This is a genomic window from Streptomyces uncialis, assembly GCF_036250755.1.
GTDB classification, from domain to species: Bacteria; Actinomycetota; Actinomycetes; order Streptomycetales; family Streptomycetaceae; genus Streptomyces; species Streptomyces uncialis.
Genome location: NZ_CP109583.1, coordinates 71,170 through 93,167, shown reverse-complemented (window position 1 = coordinate 93,167; position 21,998 = coordinate 71,170). Strand labels below are relative to the sequence as shown.

Genomic DNA, 21,998 nt, shown 5'->3' with positions numbered 1-21,998 from the left:
TCGGGGACGGTGGCCCTGAGCCGACATCGCCATACCCTCGTGGTCACACGACCCCTGGCTTGCCGCCGTCCGCGGACGCGGCTCGGCGCAGCGAGCGGATCGCCGGGATCGCGAACAGCGCGGCGCAACCTGCCAGACAGGCGCCCGCCGACACCAGCAGCAGCCGCCCCGGGGAGGCCAGCGCGAGGGCCGGGCCCGCCAGTATCTGGCCGAGCGCGATACCGGAGACGGAGCCCGCCAGCTCGTACGCGGAGACCCGGTTGAGCACCGCGGGCGGGGTGTGGGTCTGCACGCTGGTCGCCCACATCACCGACCAGAACGCCATGGCACCGCCGCCGAGGACGTGACCCGCCAGCAGCACCGGCAGATCGGCGCCCAGCGCCACACACAGCGGCAGCACGGTGTACAGCCCCATCGCCACCGCGCCGGCGGCCAGCGGCCGGACCGGGCGCACCCGCAGCGCCAGCAGACCGCCGAGCACCGCCCCCGCACCGAGGAACGAGACCGCCAGGCCGTAGGCGTTCGGGCCGAGCCGGGCGCCGACCAGCGCCGAGCTGAGCGGTACCAGCGGGCCGAAGACCAGTACGCCGTAGCCCACCCAGATCAGGATCACCGCCCACATCCAGGTGCGGGCGCGGAACTCCTGCCAGCCCTGACGCAGATCGCGCCGTAGCGAACCGCCGGTGCGGGCGGAGCCGCCGGTGTCGCCCGCGGTGTCCGTGGGCGAGCCGTTCGGGGCGAGCCGGATGAGCGCCAGGCACAGGGCGCTGAGCGCGAAGGTGGCGGCGTCGATCGCGTACACGGTACCGGCGCTGGTCAGCGCGATCAGCAGCCCCGCGAAGGCCGGGCCGAGAAGATGGGCGAGCGCGTCGGCGACCTTGAGCGTGGCGTTGGCCCGCTGCGGTTCGCGGGCGACCAGCGGAACCATCCCGTTCGCCCCCGGCAGGAACATCGCGACGGCCGCACCGGCCAGCGACGCCATGGTCACCAGCAGCCAGAACGGCGGCGGCCCCGCGAAGAACGCCACCGCCAGCACACCCTGGCTGAGCACCCGGACGAGGTCCGCGACGACCATCAGCCGGCGCGCGCCGAACCGGTCGGCGAACACCCCGCCGAACAGGACCAGGAGGACGAACGTCCCGGTCCAGGTGCCGAGGACGTAGCCGACCCCGGAGATCCCGTACAGCGCGCCGACGGCGAGCGCGGCGGCCACCGGCATCATCGCGTCACCGAACATCGAGACCGTACGGGCGGCGAAGAAGAGCGTGAAGCGCCGGTCCCACAACGGCGGACGGGCGCGCGGCCGGACGGTGGACGGATCGCTCCGGACGGTCCGGGCGTGCGGCTGAGGCCGGGGCCCTGTCCGGGGCTGAGGTTGTGTGGGGGAATCGGGCTGGGGCTGCGAGGTGGTCACGGCACCGATCCTGGTTCGGACCAATCGGTCACCCCAGTGTCCTGACCGACATGATGGGGTACTTTCGCGCCATGACGCCTCGTCCGCCGTCGAAGCCCCCGACGCCGCATCGGGTGGTGGCCCTGCTGCGACCCCCTCAGTCGACCTTCACGTTGGCCTGCGCGGCCGAGGTGTTCGGCGATCACGGCCCGGTGATCCCCGCCCGCTACACGTTCGAGGTCTGCACCGAGCGCCCCGGCCCGGTGGCCACCCAGGCCGGTTACGACCTGCTGGTCACGGCGGGCCTGGACACGCTGGAGCGGGCGGACACCGTGCTGGTCCCCGGCTGGCGGCAGGAGCCCGGCACCGAGGTGCCGCCGCCGGTGGTCGAGGCGGTCCGCCGGGCGCACCGGCGCGGCGCGCGGGTCGTCGGCCTCTCCTCGGGCGCCTTCGTGCTCGCCGCCGCCGGGCTGCTGGACGGCCGACGGGCCACCACCCACTGGTCCCGTGCCGCCGAGCTGGGCACCTGGTTCCCCCGGGTCCGGGTCGACCCCGCGGTGCTCTACGTGGACCACGGTGATGTCGCCACCAGCGCGGGAGCGGCGGCCGGCGTGGACCTCTGCCTGCACCTGGTGAGCGCCGACCAGGGCGCCGCGTACGCGATGCGGATCGCCCGCCGGATGGTGATGCCACCGCACCGCGAGGGCTGCCAGCAGCAGTACGCCGAGCTGCCCACCTCCGGGCCGGTCGCCGACTCGCTGGCCCCGCTCCTGGAGTGGCTGGCCGGTCGGCTGGACCAGCCGGTCAGCGTCGCCGAGATGGCGGTCCGCTCCCAGGTCTCGGCCCGCACACTGACCCGGCGCTTCACCGAGCAACTGGGCATCAGCCCCGGACGCTGGCTGCTGGACCGGCGGATCGCCGCCACCCGGGCACTGCTGGAGGAGACCGACCTGCCGGTGGAGACCATCGCGCACCGGGTCGGCCTCTCCTCGGCCGTCAACCTGCGCCGCCGCTTCCACGAGGCCCTGCGCACCACACCCGCCGCCTACCGTCGCGCCTTCCGCGTGGACAAGGCCGGTTAGACCGTCAACACCTCGCCACGGTCAATACCTCGCCACGGTCACACCTAGCCCACCGCCAACGCCTCACCGGACGCCCCACATCCGCCACGGCGGGCATCGCGACCACCACGCGGACATCGCGCCAACCACGGCGACCGGCAACACAGCCGCCCGCCCTCCGTTCCGCTGGGTGTGCCGGACGGCCGCAGCATGATCGATCCGCTCGTCGTCGCGCTGTCGACGGCCGGGAGCCCTCCACGGACCAGCGGAGCACCGCTCACCGGAGGCCGCTCACCGAAGGCCGTGCGGCGATATCGCCAACAGGTGTTCAACAACGCCCTGATCCCCCTACATTCAGGCCATGCCTGATCACTCGGAGTCCTCGTCACGTCCTGTCGCTCCCGCCGCCTCTCCCGAGCCCTCCGGCCTCTCCCGCCGGGGTGTCCTCCGCGCCGCGGCGGCCACCGGAGCGTTAGGCATCCCGCTCGGTGCCGCGATAGCCGGGGCGTCCCCGGCCGCCGCGGCGCCCGGCCTCGTACCGGCCGCCGTACCCGACCTCCCCGCCGGGCTCGTGCCCTACCTCTCCCCGTACATCAACTGGGCCGGGGAGATCACCCACGGCGGCCTGTGGGCCTGCGCGCCCCGCACAGGACAGGACCTGGCCGATCTCGCCAACTGGGCACGTGCCAACGGCTGGCGGCTGCGGCCCCGGGGCAAGTCGCACAACTGGTCGCCCCTGACCATCACCCCGTCCACCGGGCACCACGCGAAAGTCCTCCTGCTCGACACCACCAAGCATCTGACGGCCATGGAACTCACCACCCCGCCCCCCGGCGCCCCCGGCGCGGTCCGGGCGCAGGCGGGAGTCACCCTGGACACGCTGATGGCCTTCCTCGCCGGCCACGGACTGGGCGTCACCAACACCCCCGCCCCGGGAGAGCTGACCCTGGGCGGCACGCTGGCCATCGACGCGCACGGCACCAGCGTCCCCGCCGACGGCGAGTCCGCCCGCCCCGGCCACACCTACGGAACCCTCAGCAATCTCGTCCTGGCCCTCACCGCCGTCGTCTGGGACGCCGGGCAGAACGCCTACGTCGTGAAGACCTTCCGCCGGGGAACCGACGAGGAGTGCGAGGCGCTGGCCACCCACCTCGGGCGCGGCCTCATCGTGGAGGCCGAGATCCAGGCCGGTGAGGACATCCCGCTGCGCTGTCGGAGCCGGGTCGACCTCACCGCCGACGAACTGTTCGCCGCCCCCGGCAGCGCGCTCGCCGCCCGGGGAAACACCTTCGCGGACTTCATGGCCGAGTCGGGACGGGTGGAGGCGATCTGGTTCGCCTTCACCGACCGGCCCTGGCTGAAGGTGTGGAGCCTCAGCCCGCAGCGGCCGGCCACCTCCAGGCCGGTGCACGCCCCGTACAACTACCCGTTCAGCGACCTCATCCCGACCCCGGTGTCCCGCCTGGCCGGGCTTCTCATCGGAGGGTCCTGGTTCCTCGCACCGGCGCTCGGCGCCGCGCAGTACACCGTGGCGGCGACCGGACTGACCGCCACCGTCGCGAAGGACCTGTGGGGTCCCTCGCACACCCTCCAGTTCTACCTGCGGCCCACCACACTCCGTGAGACGGCCAACGGGTACGGGATCCTCACCCGCCGCGCCGATGTCCAGCGCGTCGTCTCCGAGTTCGCCACTTCCTACCGGCGCCAGCTCGCGGACTGGGCCGCGGCGGGCAGGTACCCGATCAACGGCCAGGTGGAGATCAGGGTCAGCGGCCTCGACCAGCCGGGCGACTCCGCCGCGCCGGGTGCCCGCCCGCCGCTGCTGTCCGTCGTCCGGCCGCACCCCGACCACCCGGACTACGACTGCGTGGTGTGGGTGGACGTGCTGACCCAGCCGACCTCGCCCGGGGCCCATGAGTTCTACCGGGAGATGGAACGCTTCCTGATGAGCACCTTCGACGGCACGTACGCGCTGGCGCGCGTCGAGTGGTCCAAGGGCTGGGGGTACACGGACACGGCCGCGTGGGCCGACCAGCAGATCATCGAGTCGGCGGTACCCGCCTCGTACGGCACCGGGCAATGGGCCGAAGCCGTCTCCATCCTGGACCGGCTCGATCCCCACCGGATCTTCGGCAACGCCTTCACGGACCAACTGGTCCGCTGACGCGCGGGCCTTCACCCACCGGGCGCTGTCCGGCGGGTGAAGGCCGCCAGGTCCGCCGTCGGTGGCCGCCTCGGGCCGCTCGCTCCCCGGTGGCCACCGCGTGGTCCGGTCACTTCCGCGGCGTCGGGCCGGTCGGCACCGCGCAGTAGCCCTGCTGGAAGGCCGCCCAGAAGTCCTTGTCGATCCCGGTGCCGCCGAACGAGTTCCAGTTGGTGTGGGCGACGAGCTGGTCGCGCCCGTCACGGCTGTTGAGGGCGTAGGTCAGATACCCGAGCGTCTGGCCGCCATGGCCGTACGCACGGCCGCAGTCGGTGGCGTAGACGTAGACACCCAGGCCGTAGGCGACAGCGGGCGGGGCACTGCCGGTTGCCGGGACCGTGTCGGTGAGCATCCGGCGCAGCAGGTCCGGGGGCAGCAGACGTCCTCCCAGCAGGGCCCGGTAGAACCGCGCGACATCGCTCGCGGTCGTGACCAGGGCGCCCGACGCACCCGCCTCCGACGGACTGAACGCGGTCACGTCGAACCGGGTACGGTCCGGTGCGTCCGGCAGCAGGGGCGAGACATCGGCGTAGCCGTGCACATGGGCGCCGTCGATGGTGGTGCGCGCCAGCGGGTACGAGGTGTCGCGCAGCCCGAGCGGGGCGAACACGCGGCGTTCGAGGTTGGTGCGCAGATCGCGGTCGGTGATCCGCTCGACGATCAGGTCGAGCAGCGGATAGTTGGTGTTGGAGTACCGGAACCGGGTTCCAGGAACCGGGAAGTACCGGGGCCGGGCGAGACCGATGCCGATCAGCTGGTCGCGGGGCCAGTACTGGTCGAGGCTGCGGAAGTAGGGGAGCAGCCCGTCGAGGTAGTCGTACAGCCCGCTGGTGTGGTTGAGCAGCTGGCGGACGGTCACGGGCGCGCCGGACAGCGCGTTGTCGCTGTGGACCTGGTCGGGCAGCAGACTCTGCACGGTGTCGTCGAGCCGTAGGCGCCGCTCGGCGACGAGTTGCAGGACGACCGTCGCGGTGAAGGTCTTGGTCATGCTTCCGCTGCGGAACCTCAGGTCCGGTGCCATGGGTGTGCCGGCGGACCGGTCGGCGACGCCCGCCGCGCCGAAGCGGTCGCCCGAGCCATGGCGGCGGGCCAGCAGGAAGGCGCCGGGGTTGGGGTTCGGGTCGGCCACCACCTGCTCGGCCAGGGCCTGAAGGGCCGGGTCGCGGCGGCTTTCGGCGGCCCGTCCGTGACCGTCCTGATCGGCGGTGGCCATACCTGGTGGAAGCAGGAGAGCGAGAGCAAGCCCCAGCGTTGATAAGCGGGTTGACCGTCGCCGGACCATGGCAAAGACCCTCTCCCCTAGCAATATGACCGTACGGTTATAGCGCGCGATACCGTTCTCAGGTGCCGAGAGTCGCAGACCATGACGCCCGACAAGGGCAGATCACCGACGCCGTCCAACGCCTTGTCGTGCGGCACGGCCTCACCGCCGTGACCGTCGCGCGGACCGCCGCGGAAGCGGGCATGTCCGTCGGCCTGGTGCAGCACTACTTCACGGCGAAGGACGAGATGCTGCTGGCCACGTTCACCCGCGTCAACGCGCGCTTCACCGCACGGGTGGACGAGCTGGTGAACCGGGGCGAGGGCGAGGACCGCACCATCGCCGACATGCTGCGGCAGGCGCTGGCCGAACTCGTCCCGCTGGACGACGTCCGCCGCGCCGAGTTCCTGGTCCGTCTCGCCTTCGCGGACCAGGCCGCGCACAACGCCCGCCTCGCCACCGTCCAGCGGGAGACCCTCGTGGGCATCCGCTCACGCGTCGCCCAGGCCATCAGCAACGGCACGGCATGCGGCGAGGTCGCCCAGGGGATCGACGCCGCCGACCAGGCCCTGCGCGTCGTCGCGTTCACCGAAGGGCTCGCCCTGCACGCGCACATCGACCCCGACGGCACACCGAAACCGGCGATCCTCACCGCGCTGGACGAGCAACTCGGCCGCGTGTTCACCGGAACCTGCCGACGCGCCCGGCCCGGTCGGTGACCCACAAGGCGGCACTCCGCAACGCGAGGCTTGTGGCACGGCTCGCGGTACCGGTGGCCGGGCAGAGTGGTCCGGGGCGGTGGCGTCGCCGTCCATGCCATGCGTCCGACACCGCATAGGGCCGCCGTCCCTACCCGGCAGCAGCCCCGCCGACGCCGACGAAGACGGTGCCGGACCGGCGGTACACGGACGCACGGGCTGCCGCCGGAACCGTCCCCGCCGACGCCGACGAAGACGGGCTCAGTACGACGGGAACACCAGGCTCAGCACCTCCGCCAGCCGCCGCCTCAGCGCCTCGGCGTGCCGCGGCCGTACCACCGGCCCGCCCCGCTCCGTAACGACGCCGACATCTGCCAGGACATACAGCGTCCGAAGCGTCCTCATCGAGTTGGATGTGTGCGCCGCCGTGGTGGGCACACCCGGCATCCGGTCGGCGGCGAAGTCCGCCTCGATGGGTGCAAGTCAGTCCGTGGGCTGCGCCTCGGTCAGCTCCGGGCGGGTCAGGACACGCGCGATCGCCCGGGCCGGACGGTCGTCCTCCTGCTGGGCGAAGAACTGATCGGTGGGGGAGCCGGCCCTCGCCGCCGTGCCCCGGGAGGAATCCGACAAGGACCCGCGTCCTCAGGTTCCGCCCCCCGGATAACGGACAGGATGTCAGTCACCGGATATCCGTAAAAGGGTGCCCACGTCGGGATGTGCGTCCCCTCGGCGGTCGTCGTGCTGTCGCCGACGGCGTACCGAGGGACACACGGGCGGCCCCGGCCGCGATCCCGGGCCCGCAAGCGGTCGTGTGAGCAGGCCGCCCCGCCGAGCCCGATGCGCCCGCCCACCGAGGTACACGACAAGGACGCGACATGAGTGCCGATCTCTCCGACCTCCCTCCGGCCCCGGGCCGTCTGCCGCTGCTGGGACACACGGTCGCGCTGCTGCGGGACCCCCAGCGCTTCCTCGCCTCCGTGTCCGCGCAGGGGGGCCTCGTCCGGCTCCGGCTCGGCCCGCACCGGATGGTCCTGGTCTGCGACGCGACCCTGACCCAGGCGGTGTTCGCCGACGACCGTGTCTTCGACAAGGGGGGACCGTACTCGGACCGCGTCGGAGAGGTCGTCGGTGAGGGGCTGGGCACCTGCCCCCACAGCAGGCACCGGCGCCAGCGCCGGCTGTGCCAGCCCGCCTTCCACCACACCCGGCTCCCCGCCTACGTACCCGCCGTCACGACCGCGGTACGGGAGGTCTCGGCGCCGTGGAAGGACGGTCAGGTCATCGACGTCAAGCGGACGATGATGGCGATCACCTGCCAGGCCGTCGCCCGGACGATGTTCAGCGCCCGACTGCCCGCCGAAACCGCCCGCCAGGTCACCGAGGACGTCTCCCTCGTCGTCAACGGCCTGCTCCGCCGACTCCTCACGCCCCGGGCGCTGAGCCGTGTGCCCACCCCCGGCACCCCGCGCTACCACCGGGCCCTGACCCGGCTCCGGCGGACGGTGGACGATGTCGTCGCCGCCCGCCGCGCCGATCCGGCCGACCATCAGGACCTGCTCTCCGGGCTGCTGCTGGCCCCGGACCCCGACCCGGGGGGCGACGGACCCCGGCCGCTGACCGACCGGGAGGTCACCGACCAGGTGATCACCTTCTTCCTGGCCGGTACGGAGACCCTCGCCGGACTGCTCGCCTGGACGCTCTACGAACTCGCCCGCCACCCCGGGACCCAGCGGCGGCTCCACACCGACCTCGCCCAGGGGCTCCCGGCCGGTCCCCCGACGGCCGCCGACCGCGAGGAGCCTTCCCTGGCCGACCGGGTGGTCACCGAGACGCTCCGTCTCCACACCCCGATCTGGCTGCTGACCCGTGTCCTCACCACGGACGCCGACCTCGGCGGCACCCGTCTGCCCGCCGGGACGCAGCTTGCCATCAGCCCCTACACGCACCACTGGAACCCGGTTCACCACCCCGACCCGACCGCCTTCGACCCCGGCCGCTGGGCCGGTCGACGCCCGGACCGCACCACCTACATCCCCTACGGAGCGGGCCCGCGCCGATGCATCGGCGACCGCTACACCCAACAGGCCGCCACGGCCACCCTCGCCGCCCTCCTCACCGACTGGGAGATCAGCCCCGTCACCGAACGGCCCGCCCGCGCCGTGCTGGGCGGAGCGGTCGTCCCCCGACGCCTCCGACTGCGCGTCACCGCCCGGGAGCAGCCGTAGAGACAGGGGCCCCGCCGCGGAGCCCGGTGGCAGGGCTCAACGGCGGGGGACGGTCGTCATCGGCAGACGGTTCGGGGCGAGCGTCGTCCGGAAGCGCGGCCGGGGCGGACGGGCGGTCCTGACCGGCCGGAGGCTCCAGTGGGGGACGATCGCCGAAAGGGCGATCGTGATCTCGGCCAGCGCGAAGGTGTCGCCGACGCACTTGCGGCGACCCGCCCCGAAGGGGATGCACGCCTGACGCAGGGCCGGGGTGGCCGGGGCGGACCAGCGGTCCGGGTCGAAGGAATCGGGGCGGGCGAAGACAGCCGGATCGTGCTGGAGCTGATAGGGGCTGACCACGAAGTCCGAGCCGGCGGCGAAGCGGTGGCCGCCCAGCTCCACCTCGGTCGTGCTGCTGCGGGTCAGCAGCCAGACCACCGGCCGTACACGCATCGTCTCCAGGACGACATCACGGGTGAAGGGCAGGGCGGAGAAGTCGTCGGGGGTCGCGAGACGGCCGTGGAGCACACCGTCCAGCTCGTCGGCGAGGCGGCTTTCGACGGTCGGGTGGCGGGCGAGGAGGTGGAAGGCCCAGGCGAGGGTGTTCGCGGTGGTCTCGGTGCCACCGGCGAGCAGGATGACGACCTGGTCGCGCAGTTCGCCGTCGGTGAAGCCCTCGCCGTCGGCGTCGGGACCGAGCAGGGCGGTCATCAGCCTGCTGTGGTCCGGACGGGACCGGGCGGCGCGGACGGTGTCGTCGGCGGCGTCGAGGATCTGGCGGCGGGCGAGCCGGAAGCGCCGGTTCGCGGGGACGGGCAGGCGGTCGTACCAGGGGAACAGGGCGCGGGCGGCGATCCCGTCCGAGAGTGATCTGGTCTGCTCCGCGAGCCGTACGGGGTCGGTGATGTCGGCGCCGGGCAGCAGGACGCGGGTGAAGACGCCGACGGAGAGCCGATGCATCTCGGTCAGTGCGCAGATCCTGCCCCGGGCACTCCAGCGCGCGGTCAGCGCTGCGCTCTCCTCCCGCATGGCCTCGGTGTAGGCGGCGATGTGCGCCGGTGCGAAGGCCGGTTGGATCAGTCGGCGCTGACGGCGGTGCTCCTCGTGGGGGGCGGTGGCCAGACCGTTGCCACCGACCTCCCGGATCCGGTCGAACAGCGGACCGCCCTTGTCGAAGCGGGCGCCTTGGCCGACGAGCACCTCGTGGACGAGTTCGGGCGCGGAGAGCAGATAGGCGCGGCGTGACCCGAGGCGTACCTCGGTGACGGCACCGGTGGTGCGGCAGGCCGCGAGCCAGCGCGCGGGAGCGCGGACGAGTGCGGGGACATGGCCCACGAGAGGCAGACCCCAGGGCGCCACCGGTACGGGGGCGGTCGCACGCGTGACGGTCATGGGTCTCTCCTCCGGACGGTCGCCGGGCCGTCCTTCGCGGGGGCGTCCGGCGGGACGGGGTCGCACGGATCGTCCCCCGGCCCGGGCGGAGCGGGGTCCGCCGGTGCCGTGCTGTGGAACGGGGCTTCTCGTTGCCGCCACCACCAGGCGAGGGCGGCCGTCGGCGGGCGGTGATCTGTGACCGGGCAACGCTCGGTGAAGGAGGCGCTGAAGGTGACGGCGTGCGGGTGGCGGCCGTCGGGGTTGTGGTAGCGGCTGGAGGTGAGATGGTGACGGAGATTGCCGGCCACGAGCAGATCGAGTCCGCGCAGATACGCGGCGGTCGCGGGATCGGCGGCCGGCAGCAGTTCGGCGAGCAGATGCCGCCACAGGCACATCAGGCCGTTGCGGATCTCGGCGGTGCGGGCGAACGCGTCCTGAACGCTGTGACCGTTGAGCTCCAGGAAGCGGACGACGTTGGGGCCCGGCCACACCCCGGTCACCCGGGCGCGGAGGTGTTCCTTGCCGTAGGAGACCATGTCGTTGTCGAGCGCGGCGGTCATCATGGCCGCCCGCCCGGCGGCGACCGTCTTCGGATCGTGCCAGGCGGCCGCCGGAACGGCGGTGACGCAGGCGACGTTCGCGACGTCCAGCATCAGCTGGGCGGCGACGGCCCCGAAGCGGTACCGGAGGAAGTCGCCCAGACCGAGCCGGTCCCAGCGGGCGTCGTCGCGGAGCACACCCAGCAGCCACGCGCCGAACCCCGCGACATAACGGTCGGCCTGCATCGGGGTGGACAGCTCGTAGGCCCGGCGGGTGATGTCGTACACCCCGCGCAGAACGGGCGGATCGGCGTCGGTGGGACGGTGGCCGCGGTGGTCGGAGATGACGGGCCACAGCTCACCGATGAACGGTCCCACGACGGCCGGGGAACCGTCGCCCGCTTCGAGACGCTGATCGTCCAGCACCGCCCCCAGGCACCAGAAGTCGCTGACCCACTGCACCCGTTCCCGAGGCTGTCGGGGAGACCAGCGGGCGGCCATGTCCCCGGCCATGACATTGCCGACGGCGCGTTCCGCCTCCGGAGTGGCGCACAGGCCTGTCGTCCGCATCCACCGCGTCGTCCGGTCCTGGATCAGCTCGGCGTCCGGGTGGAGTTCGGGCCGGACCGGCGAGTACAGCGGAGGGAGGGTGTAGTGGGTCATCGAGTGCGCCTCCTCGGTCGCAGGGGTGGGGTTCGCCGGTCCGGGCCGCTCGGGGAGGTGAGCGGGCGCGTCGGCCGCGCCGCTTCACCAGGGCGGGCCGTCAGCGGTCGCGGTGCACGACCAGGTGGGCGAGGGAGCTGAGTTCGGCGGCCGGTACGGGGGAGGGGTCGGCGCGGTCGAGATGGCGCAGCGCGTCGGCGACATGGTCGAGGGCACGCCGCTCGGTCGCCTCCCGGGCGCCGGTCTGCTCGATCAGATCCGCGGCGCGTGCACAGTCGTCGTCGCCGAGCGGCGTGCGCGCCCGGTAGAGCTCCCGCAGGTGCCGGGCCGGTGGGGAGTCCTGAGCCATGGCGGCGGCGACCGGCAGCGACACCTTCCGGTGCCGCAGATCGGACCGGGCGGGCTTGCCCGTGGTCCCGGGGTCGCCCCAGATACCCAGGAGGTCGTCGGCGCACTGGAAGGCGATGCCCAGATGGTGACCGAAGGCCCGCAGATGCCGGACCCGTTCGGGGTCCGCCCCACCGGCCGCGGCGCCCAGTTCGCAGGCACAGGCCAGCAGGACGGCGGTCTTCCCGGCCGCGACCTGGAGTGCCTCGTGCTCCCGGTCGGCCCCCGTCTCCAGGAGTACGTCGCGGTACTCGCCCTCGATGAGCACCTGGACGGTGTCCAGCAGCACCGGGACGGAGACATCCGCCCCCGGGGCACCTACGAGGGCCTGCACGGCGGCGAAGAACAGGGCGTCGCCCGCGAGGATCGCCGCCGGGACACCCTGGGTGGCCCACAGAGCGGGCCGTCCCCGCCGCAGGGGGTCCTGGTCGATGATGTCGTCATGGAGCAGCCCGGCGTTGTGGATCAACTCGACGGCGACCGCCGCCGGATGCGCGGCCCGCGCCGGACCGCCGACAGCCTGGCACGCCAGCAGCGTCAGGGCCGGACGGAGCAGCTTGCGGGTCTCAGGGGCGTCACGGGCGGTACCGTGCTCGGTCCACCAACCGAAGTGCAATCCGCACACATGCCGGATGCGCTCAGGTAATCGGCAGACCCGGGAACGCAGCAGCGGTCCGACGGCGGTCGCGGTCTGGGCCAGTATCGTCGGGCAGTCACGAGCCTCGGTCATCGTCATCCTCTTCGCACGTAGGGGCCCCGCTCCGCCGGGCTGACACGGTCCGCGTCCCTCGGGAGCTGGGCACGACGAGCGGCGTCCATCCGCCGCTACGCCATATCCAACGCTGTTACCAGGCCGGTTGGATACTGGATCACCGAGATGCCAGGGCCGGACCGGGAAGCCGCTTCACCCCGCCCGGCACCCGGGTGCCCACCCCTTGCCACACCCCGCGCGCCGGTCCCTACCTGTCCGGCCTCGTTGCCGTCGAGCGAAATGCCGTGATTCCCACGGTACGCCGCCGAGTACCGACTCCGGCAGGGCGCGCGCGGACCGGCCGTACGCCCGGCATCGGCGCCGTGCGGGACGCGGCTGTGGGCGCACGTCAGGGCACACGCGGGCGGTGTGGACACCCGATGCCGCAGGGTCCGGTGGTCGGACGCGCCGACCGAGGGCATCGGTTCACCGTGTGCGGCGGCAGCGCGGCGCGGAACGACGTACGCGACCGTCCACGTGACGACCACCTGACGGGGTCGCGTGTGCGATCAAGCCCGAAGTCGTGGTCCGGGCTCAGCGCAGGGTGATCCGGGCGACGACCGGAAGATGGTCGCTCCCGGTGCGGGACAAGGCACGGATACGGCCGACGGTCGCTGACCGGGCCATGATCTGGTCGATCCGGGCCACGGGGAAGGAAGCGGGGAAACTGAAGGCGAATCCCCGCTTCGCCACGTTCATCCGCGAGGTCAGCGGGGCCAACCCGCGGTCGTCGACCGTGCTGTTCAGGTCACCCATCAGAATCACCCTGGTCTGCTCCTCGGCGGCGACGGCCTCGCCCAGCAGACCAGCGCTTTCGTCACGCCACGAGGACATGAGGCCCGCCGCCCGGACACGGACCGAGGGCAGATGCGCGACATACGCCGCGATGTCGCCGTGCGGCGTGCGGACCACAGCCCGCAACCCGCGACTCCAGTCCTCCGTGATCCCACGGGGCTTGATGTCCACCGGGCGAACACCCGCGAGCGGATGCTTCGACCAGAGCCCGACGGTGCCCTGGACCGTGCGGTACGGGTACCTCGGTGCGAGAGCCTCCTCGTAGACCGCCGTCACCGGAGGAACCAGCTCCTGCAACGCGATGAGATCAGCGTCGGCGGCGGCCAGCACGCGTGCCGTGCCGACCGGGTCACGGTTCGCGTCGCTCACATTGTGCTGCACCACGACCATGTCGTACGGGCCCGCCTCCGCCTCGGGCAGAAGCCGCCCGCCGAACAGACAGGTCCAGCCCACAGCCGGCAGCACCAAGGCCACCAGCGCGGTCACCGAACGGCGCAGCGCGGCCAGCACGAGCAACGCCACGACCACCAGGCCGAGCCAGGGCAGGAACGACTCCAGCAGACTTCCCGTCCGCCCGACCGAGTTGGGCACCGCCCGGTGGAACACCAGCAGCCCCGCCGTCAGCACCGCGAACGACGCGAGCACCCACCCCCGCGCCCGGACCGACCGGCCCTTCCCCTCTCGCTCCGCACCCGCACCCCGCTGTCCAGCCCGATACCGCACCCACCTGAGCACTGATGTCTTCACCACATATCTCACGCCGCCCGCCCGTTCCGCGTTCCCCGATGCGGCACCGGAAATCCTGACGCGATGTGGTCGCCGTCAGCGCTGCGCGTCCGTTGACCTCGTCGAGGGACGAGAAACCGGCTCAACGGCACCGGGGGACCGCCCTCGGCGCAGGTCAGCGGGTGGGACCGAAATGACAGGTGGGACCGGAATGAGAGGATCGAGGCCTGGCACGGCCTTCCCGTCACCCGCCTGAGTTCCGTCATTGTGCGGTGGGCGTGGTCGCCGCCGGGGAAACAGAGGTGGGCGAATGGCTCGGGAGAGCGTCATGCGCGTCGGTGTGGTCGGCTCGGGTGTGCTGGGAGCAGCGGTGGCGGACGAGCTCGTGCGCCGCGGCCTGTCCGTCGTGGTCTGCACGGCGGAGGAGTCGCTGCCGCCGGTGACGGATCTGGCGTTCGGATGGCTCAACTCGCACGGTTCGGCGGCGGAGCCGCCGTCGGGCGTACGCGACGGCGCCGAGTTCGCCCGGTCGCTCGACGCGCTCCGTCACGCGACGGCGACGCCACCGCTGCGTGACGTCATCACCTGGAACGGCGCCGTGAGCTGGGCACCGACCCCGACCGCGACCGCCCGGTTCGCCGAGCGGGCCGGGCCCGGTGTCGCGATCCTGGAGCCGGAGGCTCTGCGACAGATGCTTCCGGGCCTGCGGGTGCCGCCGCCGGCCGTCGCGTACGCGAGCGACGAGGGGATGGTCGAGCCGGACGAACTGCGCCGCGCGTTCCTCGCCCGCGCACGGGCCGGCGGGGCCACCGTCGTCGCCGCTCGGGTGGACCGCGTCCGGGCGCGTCGGGCGGGCGGCTACGAGCTGAGCGGCACCGGAGCGGCACTCGTCGTCGACCGGGTCGTACTCGCCTGCGGCACCGGCCTGCCCGCCCTCGCGGAACAGTTCGGCGAGCACATCGAAGTACCAGGTGTCCCCGCCGCGCGCTTCGTCTTCTCCGCGCCGGAACTACGCCTGGACCGGGTGGTCTCCACACCTGACTTCGAGATCCGGCCGTCCGCCCGGCACGGCTTCGTCGGCGCCGAGGACGTCGTCCCGGGCGAGCCGGAGACAGCGACGCGGGCACGGGCGCGCGCGTCCCTGAGCGCCGTGAGGGAGGCGTTCGGACTGCCGCGGGAACCGGTGCTGGGGGACGTGACCGTAGGGCTTCGCCCGATCCCGGCGGACGACGGCGTGCTCTGCGCACCGCTGGCGAGCGCTCCGGGAGTCGTCGCACTGGCCGCGCACCCCGGGGTGACGCTCGCCGCCTCACTGGCGCTGCGCGCGGCGGAACAACTCGGGAACCGATAGGGCGGGACGGCCCCCGTCAGTCCGCCCGCCGCGTCGTATCGACCGGCGGCGGATCGCCGCTGCCGCCCGCGACCGGTTCGACGGGTGTCAAGGCCCCGCCTCCCCAATCCCGGACGGGGACGGCCGCACTCCGCTCCGCCGTTGCGGTCACCGGTCGCCTCGGACGCGTGCGTGCAGATGCTCGTCGTGCCATCCGTCCGAGTGCAGAAGAGCGCTCCGCATGGTGCCCTCCAGAGGGAATCCGGCCTTCGTCGCGACCCGGCAGGACGCCGGGTTGCCCACGGAGTGGGTGATCCGGAGCCGGTGCAGGCCCAGCTCGTCCAGGGCCCACCGGCTGATCCGGACCGTCGCGTCGGTCATGGCTCCGTGTCCTCGGCCCGCAGGCAGCAGCCAGTACAGGATCTCGGCGCCACCACTTCGGAGGTCGATGTCGGCCAGTCCTATCAAGCCGACGGGCGTACCGCCGTCAGGGCGGGAGATCGCCCAGATCGCGGCCTCTTCCGCTTCCCAACGCCGCCGCCAGCGCGAGATCTTCTCGCGCGCCTCGTCCAACGACAGATATCCGGGCCGATTCCAGTGCTGAACCTCAGGATCGAGGCATGACTCCACCAGCACTTCGGCATCGTCGCGCTCCCACGGCCGCAACTCGAAGCCACTCGCAAGACCGAGAACGGGCTGAACACCGGCACTCATGCTGCCGACCGGGACCACGGGAGCTGTCGGATCCGTCATCGCACCATCATGACAAGCGCGACTCCGGACTACTTCGCACCTGCGTCGGCAGGTCCATCAGCGCGAGCTCGGCCGGGTCGGTCACGACCGCGATTACGGTGATCCGGCCTTCGACGACGGTGAACGTGACGACCAACCGCACGGTCCGGGAGCAGGCCGGCAAGACCTGGTGAGCCGTGCGGCGGCGTCCTCCCCCGGAAGGCACGCCAGCTCGCCGTACAGGGTGCGGGCCGATCCGGGTGCCAGAGGTCAGGCTGTCCAGGTGGGGCGACCGCCCAGCCAGGTTCCGGTGACGGACACCTGGTCGAGGAAGCGGTCGGGGTCGGCGGTGCGCGGGTCGCGGTCGAGGACCGTCAGGTCGGCCTGCATACCGGGGCGCAGGGAGCCGATGTCGTTCTCCAGGGAGAGCTGCCAAGCGGGATTCGCGGTGACGGTACGCAGCGCCTGGTCGATCGTCAGCCGTTCATCGGTTCCATGGACACGGCCGCTGGGATGGGCGCGGCGGGTGAGGGCGGTGGCGATGCTCGACAGCGGGTCGGTGGGTGAGCAGGCGCCGTCGTTGTGGAGGGAGAGCCGGTGTCCGGCGTCCCAGGCCGAGCGGGCCGCCATCCAGGTCTCGGCGGTCCGCGGGCCGAACAGATCGTCGGCCAGGACGTCACCCCACCAGCGGACGTGGTCCATGAACAGACTTACCGTGGCTCCGAGTTCGGCCGCGCGGCGGAACTGCGGGGGAGTGACGGCGCCGCAGTGCTCCATCCGGGGACGGAGTCGGCGCAGGAGATCAGGATCGGTCCGGGCGACGCGCGTGTAGGCCTCCAGGACGGCGTCGAAGGTCACGTCCCCGTGCACATGGCAGGCGACGGATATCCCTCGGGAGAGGAACGCCGCGGCCAGATCGGCCAATTGGTCGGGGGTGTAGTTCATGGGGCCGTGGGTGCAGTGGTTCATGCCGATGCGCAGCGTGGCCTCGTTGTCCTGGAAGGGAAAACTGGTGGCGATGCTGCCCTGCCAGGGGGTGCCGTCGGCCCACAGCTTCACACCCGAGACCGCGAAGAGCCGCTCGGCCCCGGGATCGGCCCCGAAGAGACTGCCGGGGTCGGCGGCGAGTTCGGGGGTGCCGATGAGGTAGGAGCGGACGCGCAGGGGGACGTGGGGACGCTCGGCCGCCGCGGTCAGCGCGGCGAGCAGATGGGGCGGGGTGGCCATGTCGGTCGCCGTGGTGATACCGGCCGAGGCGTGCTGGGCGTAGGCCCATTCCAGGGACGCCCTGAGGGTATGAGGTTCCAGTTTGTCGCCTGCCACGGTCCACATCAGCGCTTCGACGGCACCCGTTTCATGGGCCTCGCCGGTGGGTTCGCCGTGCTGGTCGCGGATGAACCGTGATCCGGCGGGGTCCGGGGTGTGGCGTGTGATGCCCGCCGTTCGCAGCGCAGCGGTGTTGGCGTACGCGGCGTGGCCACTGTTGGAGAACACGACCAGCGGCGCGTGGGGTGCCAGCTCATCGAGCAGGACGCGGTCGAGGAGAGGGAGATCGCGCTGGAGGAGCAGGTCGATGCCGTAGGCCGCGACCGGTTCGTGCGGCGCGGCCCGCACCGCCCGCCGGATGCGGCGCAGCACACCGTCGCCGGTCGGTTCGGTGAAGGGACGTACATCCAGGGCGGGCGGGGCCAGCGCGAGCGCCATGATGGTGGGATGCCCGTGCGCTTCGACGAACCCGGGCAGCAGGGTCTGCCCGCCCAGGTCGACCACCTCGGTGGTGGCGCCACGCAACGCCAGGACCTCCTGGCGGTCGCCGAGGTGTTGGATGCGGCGGCCGCGCACGGCCAGGGCCTGTGCATGCGGGCGGACCGGGTCCATGGTCAGGATGTCGGCATTGAGGAAAATGGTGTCCGGATGCTGGGTCACTGACGTCGCCGGTCCTTTCAGTTGCCGGGAGGGGTGAGCCATTCGGCGGCCGCGCCGAGCAGCAGGCGCACACCGGTGTCGAGGGCGGGTCCGGCCAGCGGGGCGAAGCGGGGTGAGTGATTGCCGGGGACACCTGAGGGGAGTCCCTGGTCGACGAGGTCCGCCGGCCGGAAGCCCGCGAAGCCCGCCGGGTCCAGGCCGCCGAAGTGCCAGAAGACCGAGGGGACGCCGAGGGCCGATCCGAACGTTCCGAAGTCCTCGCTGCCGGTCAGCGGCCCGGGCAGGGTGAAGGCCCGCTCCGGCCCGACCACCCGGGCCATCGCCGCGAGCACCTTGTCCGTCGCGTCGGGGTCGTTGACGGTGAGGGGGAAGTTCGGCAGGTCGGTGACGAGAGGTTCCCGGGGCGCGCCGGAGGCGTCCGCTTCGGCACGGATGATCCTCTTGACGGCCGTGAGGACCTTCTCGCGCACCGCGGGAGTGGCACTACGAATGTTGATCCTCAGTTCGGCGGTGTCGGGGATGATGTTCTCCTTCGTCCCCGCCTGGAGCGAGCCGACGGTGACCACCGCCAGCTGAGTGGCGGAGACCTCGCGGGAGACCACGGTCTGCAACCGCATGACGATCGCCGCGGCCATCACGACCGGGTCCACGGTGGTCTCCGGCGCCGATCCATGGCCACCGGAGCCGAACAGCCGGACATGCAGGCTGTCGGACGCCACCATCACCGTGCCGTGCCGGGTACCGGCGAATCCGACGGGAACGGGCGCCACATGCTGGCCCAGACAGACATCGGCCCGGGGGAAGCGGTCCAGGAAACCGTCCTCGATCATCGCCGGGGCGCCTCCGACCTCCTCGGCGGGCTGGAAGACCGCCACGACGGTGCCGCGCCAGGACTGCCGGTTGGCGGCAAGCAGCGCGGTGGCGCCCAGCAGACAGGTCACATGGACGTCGTGCCCGCACGCGTGCATGACCGGCACCGTCTCGCCCTGCTCGGTGACCGCGGTGACGTGCGACGCGTAGGGCAGGCCGGTCTCCTCCTTCACCGGCAGCCCGTCCATGTCCGCGCGCAGCAGTACGGTCGGCCCCTCGCCGGAGCGCAGGACACCGACCACGCCCGTCACACCGACACCTTCCGTGACGTCCCAGCCCTGGTCGCGCAGCCTGCCGGCGACGATCCCGGCGGTGCGCCTCTCCTGGAAGGACAGCTCGGGGTGGGCGTGCAGGTCTTCGTAAACGGCCCGCAGGTCCGGCAGGAGGGCTTCCAGTCCGGCCGTCAGGGCAGGGGAGGTGTGGGTCACGGGAGTTCCTTTTCCATGGAGGTTGAGGACTCCTTGACCGCGTCGGGGACTCGTCCCCGGGCATCGGCCAGCAGAGCCTCGGTGGTCTGGGGGGTGAGACAGGCCATGACAGCGGCGACGACCGCGCCCAGGACGAGGAAGGCGAAGGCGACCTGGAAGGAGAAGGCGTCGGCGAGCACCCCCATCACGCTGGGAGCCACCACACCGGCGAGCTGGCCGCCGAAGATGATGACACCCGTGGCCACACCCATCTGCCGGGCGGGAAGGCTCCGCATGGGGACCGCGAAGATCGGCATGTAGCTCAGGGACGTGGCGAAGATCGCGACGGTGCCGAAGACGACGAACGCGGCGAGGCCGGACGCGTAGGCCATGAGCAGCAGCGCGGCGGCGGCCACCGACATGCCAGGGACGATCACCTTCCAGTGCTGTCCCGCCAGCCGGTCCGACAGCTGTCCGCCGATGATGGTGCCGACGGTGGCCGCCAGCGCCGGGACGGCCAGCAGCGGCCCCGCCGCCTCGATCGGCACTCCCCGCTCGTCATTGAGATAGGTCGGCACCCAGCTGTTGAGGCCCCAGATGATGATGCTGTAGCCGAACATCATCGCGGCGAACCGCCACAGCGTCCCCCACCTCAGCAGAGCCCGCACATCGGACCTCGGCGCCGCGGCGGAGCCCTCTGCCACGGCGGAGTCCCCTTCCTCCCCGCCCGGAGTCTGCGGCAGCGGCTGTGGCAGACGCATACGGATCGCCGTGTAGACGAACACACCGATCGCGGCGACGGAGATGTAGGCCGAGCGCCAACCGAAGGCGGCCACCAGCGGTGCCACAGCCAGCGGCGTGAACACCGCGGCCAGCGAATTGGAACTGAGCACGAGCCCGTTGGCCCGCATCCGCTCCTCCTTGCCCGTCCGCTCCGCCAGCACCTTGGCGGCCGCCGGCGGAAAGACCCCCTGAGCCAGACCGAAGAGCACCCGCAGCACGAGCAGCGCGGCGAACGACCAGGCGAACCCGGTCAGAACGGTGAACACAGTCCAGGCCGCCAGCGCCCACAGCACCATCCTCCGCCCTCCGAACCGGTCGGCCAGCATGCCGCCAGGTATCTGGCAGAGCGCGTACGCGAGGAAGAAGACCGACAGCACCACACCCTGCTGGCTGCGGCTGAGATCGAACTCCTCGCCGATCGACGGCAGCACCAAGTTGATGATCAAACGGTCTGCGTAGTCGATGAACCAGGCCGCGAACAGCAAGGCCACGGTGAGACGCGCCGGACCACTCAGCCGAGGACGCGAACCGACGCGAGGACGAGAAGCAGTCATCGCTGCTCCTTCCAGCAGTGGCCGATAATCGACCGTGGCGGGGACTGCTCCATGGTCCGGTTACCGAAGGAAGAAGCATCGGATATGCAGGAAAGCCTCACTCCCGGATCCGCTGAGCCGGATTACCGGACCGCCTTCTCAGAAGTGGACCTGGCGCTCGTCGACGCCCTCCAGTCCTCCCCGCGCGCCACCTGGTCCCAACTGGGCCGGGTCCTGGGAATCGACGCGACGACCGTCGCCCGCCACTGGGAACGACTGCACACCCTCGGCCTGGCCTGGATCACCGCCTACGAGGCGCCGCACGCGGCCACCGTCGCCTATGTCGAAGTCCGCTGCCGGCCGGGCAGCTTCGAACAGGTCAGCCGCACGCTCGCCCGGATGCCCTGGATCTTCAGCGTCGACGAGACCGCCGACGACTTCGACCTCTTCCTCTCCGTCGCCGCCCCCGACCTCCACTCCCTGGGCACCGCCGTCCACGGCACCATCGGCGGTCTGCCGGGCGTCCACTCCACCCGGACCCGGCTCGGCATCACCGTCTTCGGCGAGGGCAGCGACTGGCGCACCCGCGCCATCGACTCCGCCGCACGCGCCCAGCTGCCGGAATCCCGCACCACCGTCCGCGACACCTACAGCTCCCATATGCGCACCCGCCTGACCCAGCAGGACCACGACCTGCGCGCCGCCCTCGGCCTCGACGGACGGCTCAGCTACAAGGCCCTCGGTGAAGCCGCGGGCCTGAGCGAGCACACCGCCCGCAGACGACTCCTCCAGATGCTCCGCGACCGTGACCTCACCCTGCGCTGCGACATCGCCCACCCCCTGGCCGGCTACCGCGCCATGGTCATCTACCGCGCCCGCGTCCCCCACCAGCATCTCGAACAGACCGGCATCGGCCTGGCCCACATGGAACAGGTCCGTCTCGCGGTCTCCGTGAGCGGACCCCGCAATCTGCTCCTCATGGCCTGGCTCCATGACCTGAACGGCATCGGCCCCTTCGAGAACCTTCTCGCCGACCGCTTCCCGCACCTCGAAGTCGAGGACCGCACCGTCGCACTCCACTCACCGAAACGCATGGGCCGACTCCTCGACCGCCACGGCCGCGCCACCCAGCACATCCCCCTGCCCCCGAACCTCTAGAAGAGCGCCGAACCGACCGTCGCGAAACCCGAACCCACTCCCGCGAAAGTCCGGGCCCCGCGAACCACTTACGACTGCTGGCCGACGAAGTGCGCGCGGCGGCCCGCCGTGAACGGGCGAGTGCGGCGGCCCCGTACTGGACGGGCGAGTGCGGAAACGCCGATGTCCCGCCCGGGTCGCACGCCCGGGCGGGACATCGCTCAC

General features: G+C 72.1%; 19 protein-coding genes. 6 read left to right on the top strand and 13 right to left on the bottom strand.

Translation table 11 applies throughout. The annotated features are described in order from the left end of the window. Nucleotides 1-43: 43 nt before the first annotated feature. The gene (locus OG711_RS00410) at nucleotides 44-1,414 is read right to left on the bottom strand and encodes an MFS transporter (protein ID WP_329557990.1); all 1,371 of its coding nucleotides are present in this window, start codon (nucleotides 1,412-1,414) and stop codon (nucleotides 44-46) included. Nucleotides 1,415-1,485: 71 nt separating this feature from the next. Between OG711_RS00410 and OG711_RS00405 the strand changes: the two genes are divergently transcribed. Together OG711_RS00405 and OG711_RS00400 are read left to right on the top strand one after the other, a co-directional pair. Next, nucleotides 1,486-2,475, top strand: coding sequence for a GlxA family transcriptional regulator (locus tag OG711_RS00405; protein WP_266503993.1), 990 nt, complete (start codon nucleotides 1,486-1,488; stop codon nucleotides 2,473-2,475). A gap of 340 nt (nucleotides 2,476-2,815) precedes the next feature. Further along, a complete protein-coding gene (locus tag OG711_RS00400; RefSeq protein WP_079184927.1) occupies nucleotides 2,816-4,618 on the top strand; it encodes a cholesterol oxidase substrate-binding domain-containing protein in 1,803 nt (600 codons plus the stop codon). A 109-nt stretch (nucleotides 4,619-4,727) separates the two neighbouring features. Here OG711_RS00400 and OG711_RS00395 read toward each other — a convergent pair whose 3' ends face one another. Then, a complete protein-coding gene (locus tag OG711_RS00395) occupies nucleotides 4,728-5,870 on the bottom strand; it encodes a serine hydrolase domain-containing protein (RefSeq protein ID WP_266503990.1) in 1,143 nt (380 codons plus the stop codon). 131 nt (nucleotides 5,871-6,001) lie between these two features. Between OG711_RS00395 and OG711_RS00390 the strand changes: the two genes are divergently transcribed. Beyond that, nucleotides 6,002-6,637, top strand: a complete 636-nt coding sequence (locus OG711_RS00390) for a TetR/AcrR family transcriptional regulator (protein WP_266503988.1) — start codon at nucleotides 6,002-6,004, stop codon at nucleotides 6,635-6,637. Between the two features lie 240 nt (nucleotides 6,638-6,877). Here the strand turns inward: OG711_RS00390 and OG711_RS00385 are convergent, their stop codons facing one another. Next, nucleotides 6,878-7,021: a hypothetical protein gene (locus OG711_RS00385; RefSeq protein WP_266503986.1), complete on the bottom strand. Its 144-nt coding sequence runs from the start codon at nucleotides 7,019-7,021 to the stop codon at nucleotides 6,878-6,880. Nucleotides 7,022-7,099: 78 nt separating this feature from the next. Then, nucleotides 7,100-7,246: a hypothetical protein gene (locus OG711_RS00380; protein ID WP_266503983.1), complete on the bottom strand. Its 147-nt coding sequence runs from the start codon at nucleotides 7,244-7,246 to the stop codon at nucleotides 7,100-7,102. Nucleotides 7,247-7,491: 245 nt separating this feature from the next. On the opposite strand from OG711_RS00380, the gene OG711_RS00375 reads away from it, so the two are divergent. Further along, on the top strand, nucleotides 7,492-8,841 hold the full coding sequence (locus OG711_RS00375; protein WP_329557989.1) for a cytochrome P450: 1,350 nt from the start codon (nucleotides 7,492-7,494) through the stop codon (nucleotides 8,839-8,841). 36 nt (nucleotides 8,842-8,877) lie between these two features. On the opposite strand, the gene OG711_RS00370 is transcribed toward OG711_RS00375, so the two are convergent. The 4 genes from OG711_RS00370 to OG711_RS00355 all read right to left on the bottom strand — a co-directional run bounded on the left by OG711_RS00370 (nucleotide 8,878) and on the right by OG711_RS00355 (nucleotide 13,974). Beyond that, nucleotides 8,878-10,212 (bottom strand): cytochrome P450, encoded by a 1,335-nt coding sequence (locus tag OG711_RS00370; RefSeq protein ID WP_329557988.1) that lies wholly within the window; start codon nucleotides 10,210-10,212, stop codon nucleotides 8,878-8,880. After that, a complete protein-coding gene (locus tag OG711_RS00365; protein WP_266503974.1) occupies nucleotides 10,209-11,396 on the bottom strand; it encodes a terpene synthase family protein in 1,188 nt (395 codons plus the stop codon). Before OG711_RS00365 ends, OG711_RS00370 begins: the two co-directional genes overlap by 4 nt. 100 nt (nucleotides 11,397-11,496) lie before the next feature. Beyond that, a complete protein-coding gene (locus OG711_RS00360; protein WP_178391117.1) occupies nucleotides 11,497-12,513 on the bottom strand; it encodes a polyprenyl synthetase family protein in 1,017 nt (338 codons plus the stop codon). Between the two features lie 555 nt (nucleotides 12,514-13,068). Next, a complete protein-coding gene (locus tag OG711_RS00355) occupies nucleotides 13,069-13,974 on the bottom strand; it encodes an endonuclease/exonuclease/phosphatase family protein (protein WP_329557987.1) in 906 nt (301 codons plus the stop codon). A gap of 391 nt (nucleotides 13,975-14,365) precedes the next feature. On the opposite strand from OG711_RS00355, the gene OG711_RS00350 reads away from it, so the two are divergent. After that, nucleotides 14,366-15,406 (top strand): FAD-dependent oxidoreductase, encoded by a 1,041-nt coding sequence (locus OG711_RS00350; protein WP_329557986.1) that lies wholly within the window; start codon nucleotides 14,366-14,368, stop codon nucleotides 15,404-15,406. 147 nt (nucleotides 15,407-15,553) lie between these two features. Here OG711_RS00350 and OG711_RS00345 read toward each other — a convergent pair whose 3' ends face one another. The 5 genes from OG711_RS00345 to OG711_RS00325 all read right to left on the bottom strand — a co-directional run bounded on the left by OG711_RS00345 (nucleotide 15,554) and on the right by OG711_RS00325 (nucleotide 20,657). Continuing rightward, the gene (locus OG711_RS00345) at nucleotides 15,554-16,138 is read right to left on the bottom strand and encodes a GNAT family N-acetyltransferase (protein ID WP_073792640.1); all 585 of its coding nucleotides are present in this window, start codon (nucleotides 16,136-16,138) and stop codon (nucleotides 15,554-15,556) included. 7 nt (nucleotides 16,139-16,145) lie between these two features. Then, a complete protein-coding gene (locus OG711_RS00340; protein WP_329557985.1) occupies nucleotides 16,146-16,280 on the bottom strand; it encodes a hypothetical protein in 135 nt (44 codons plus the stop codon). Nucleotides 16,281-16,387: 107 nt separating this feature from the next. Then, nucleotides 16,388-18,043, bottom strand: a complete 1,656-nt coding sequence (locus OG711_RS00335; RefSeq protein WP_329557984.1) for an amidohydrolase — start codon at nucleotides 18,041-18,043, stop codon at nucleotides 16,388-16,390. 17 nt (nucleotides 18,044-18,060) lie between these two features. Further along, nucleotides 18,061-19,341: an amidohydrolase gene (locus OG711_RS00330; RefSeq protein ID WP_329557983.1), complete on the bottom strand. Its 1,281-nt coding sequence runs from the start codon at nucleotides 19,339-19,341 to the stop codon at nucleotides 18,061-18,063. Beyond that, nucleotides 19,338-20,657 carry an MFS transporter gene (locus OG711_RS00325; protein WP_329557982.1) on the bottom strand — a complete coding sequence of 440 codons (1,320 nt, stop codon included), beginning with the start codon at nucleotides 20,655-20,657 and terminating at the stop codon, nucleotides 19,338-19,340. The genes OG711_RS00330 and OG711_RS00325 overlap by 4 nt, the downstream gene beginning before the upstream one ends. A gap of 84 nt (nucleotides 20,658-20,741) precedes the next feature. On the opposite strand from OG711_RS00325, the gene OG711_RS00320 reads away from it, so the two are divergent. Next, entirely contained in the window at nucleotides 20,742-21,794 is a 1,053-nt protein-coding gene (locus tag OG711_RS00320; RefSeq protein WP_329557981.1) for an Lrp/AsnC family transcriptional regulator, read from the top strand. Nucleotides 21,795-21,998: the final 204 nt, after the last annotated feature.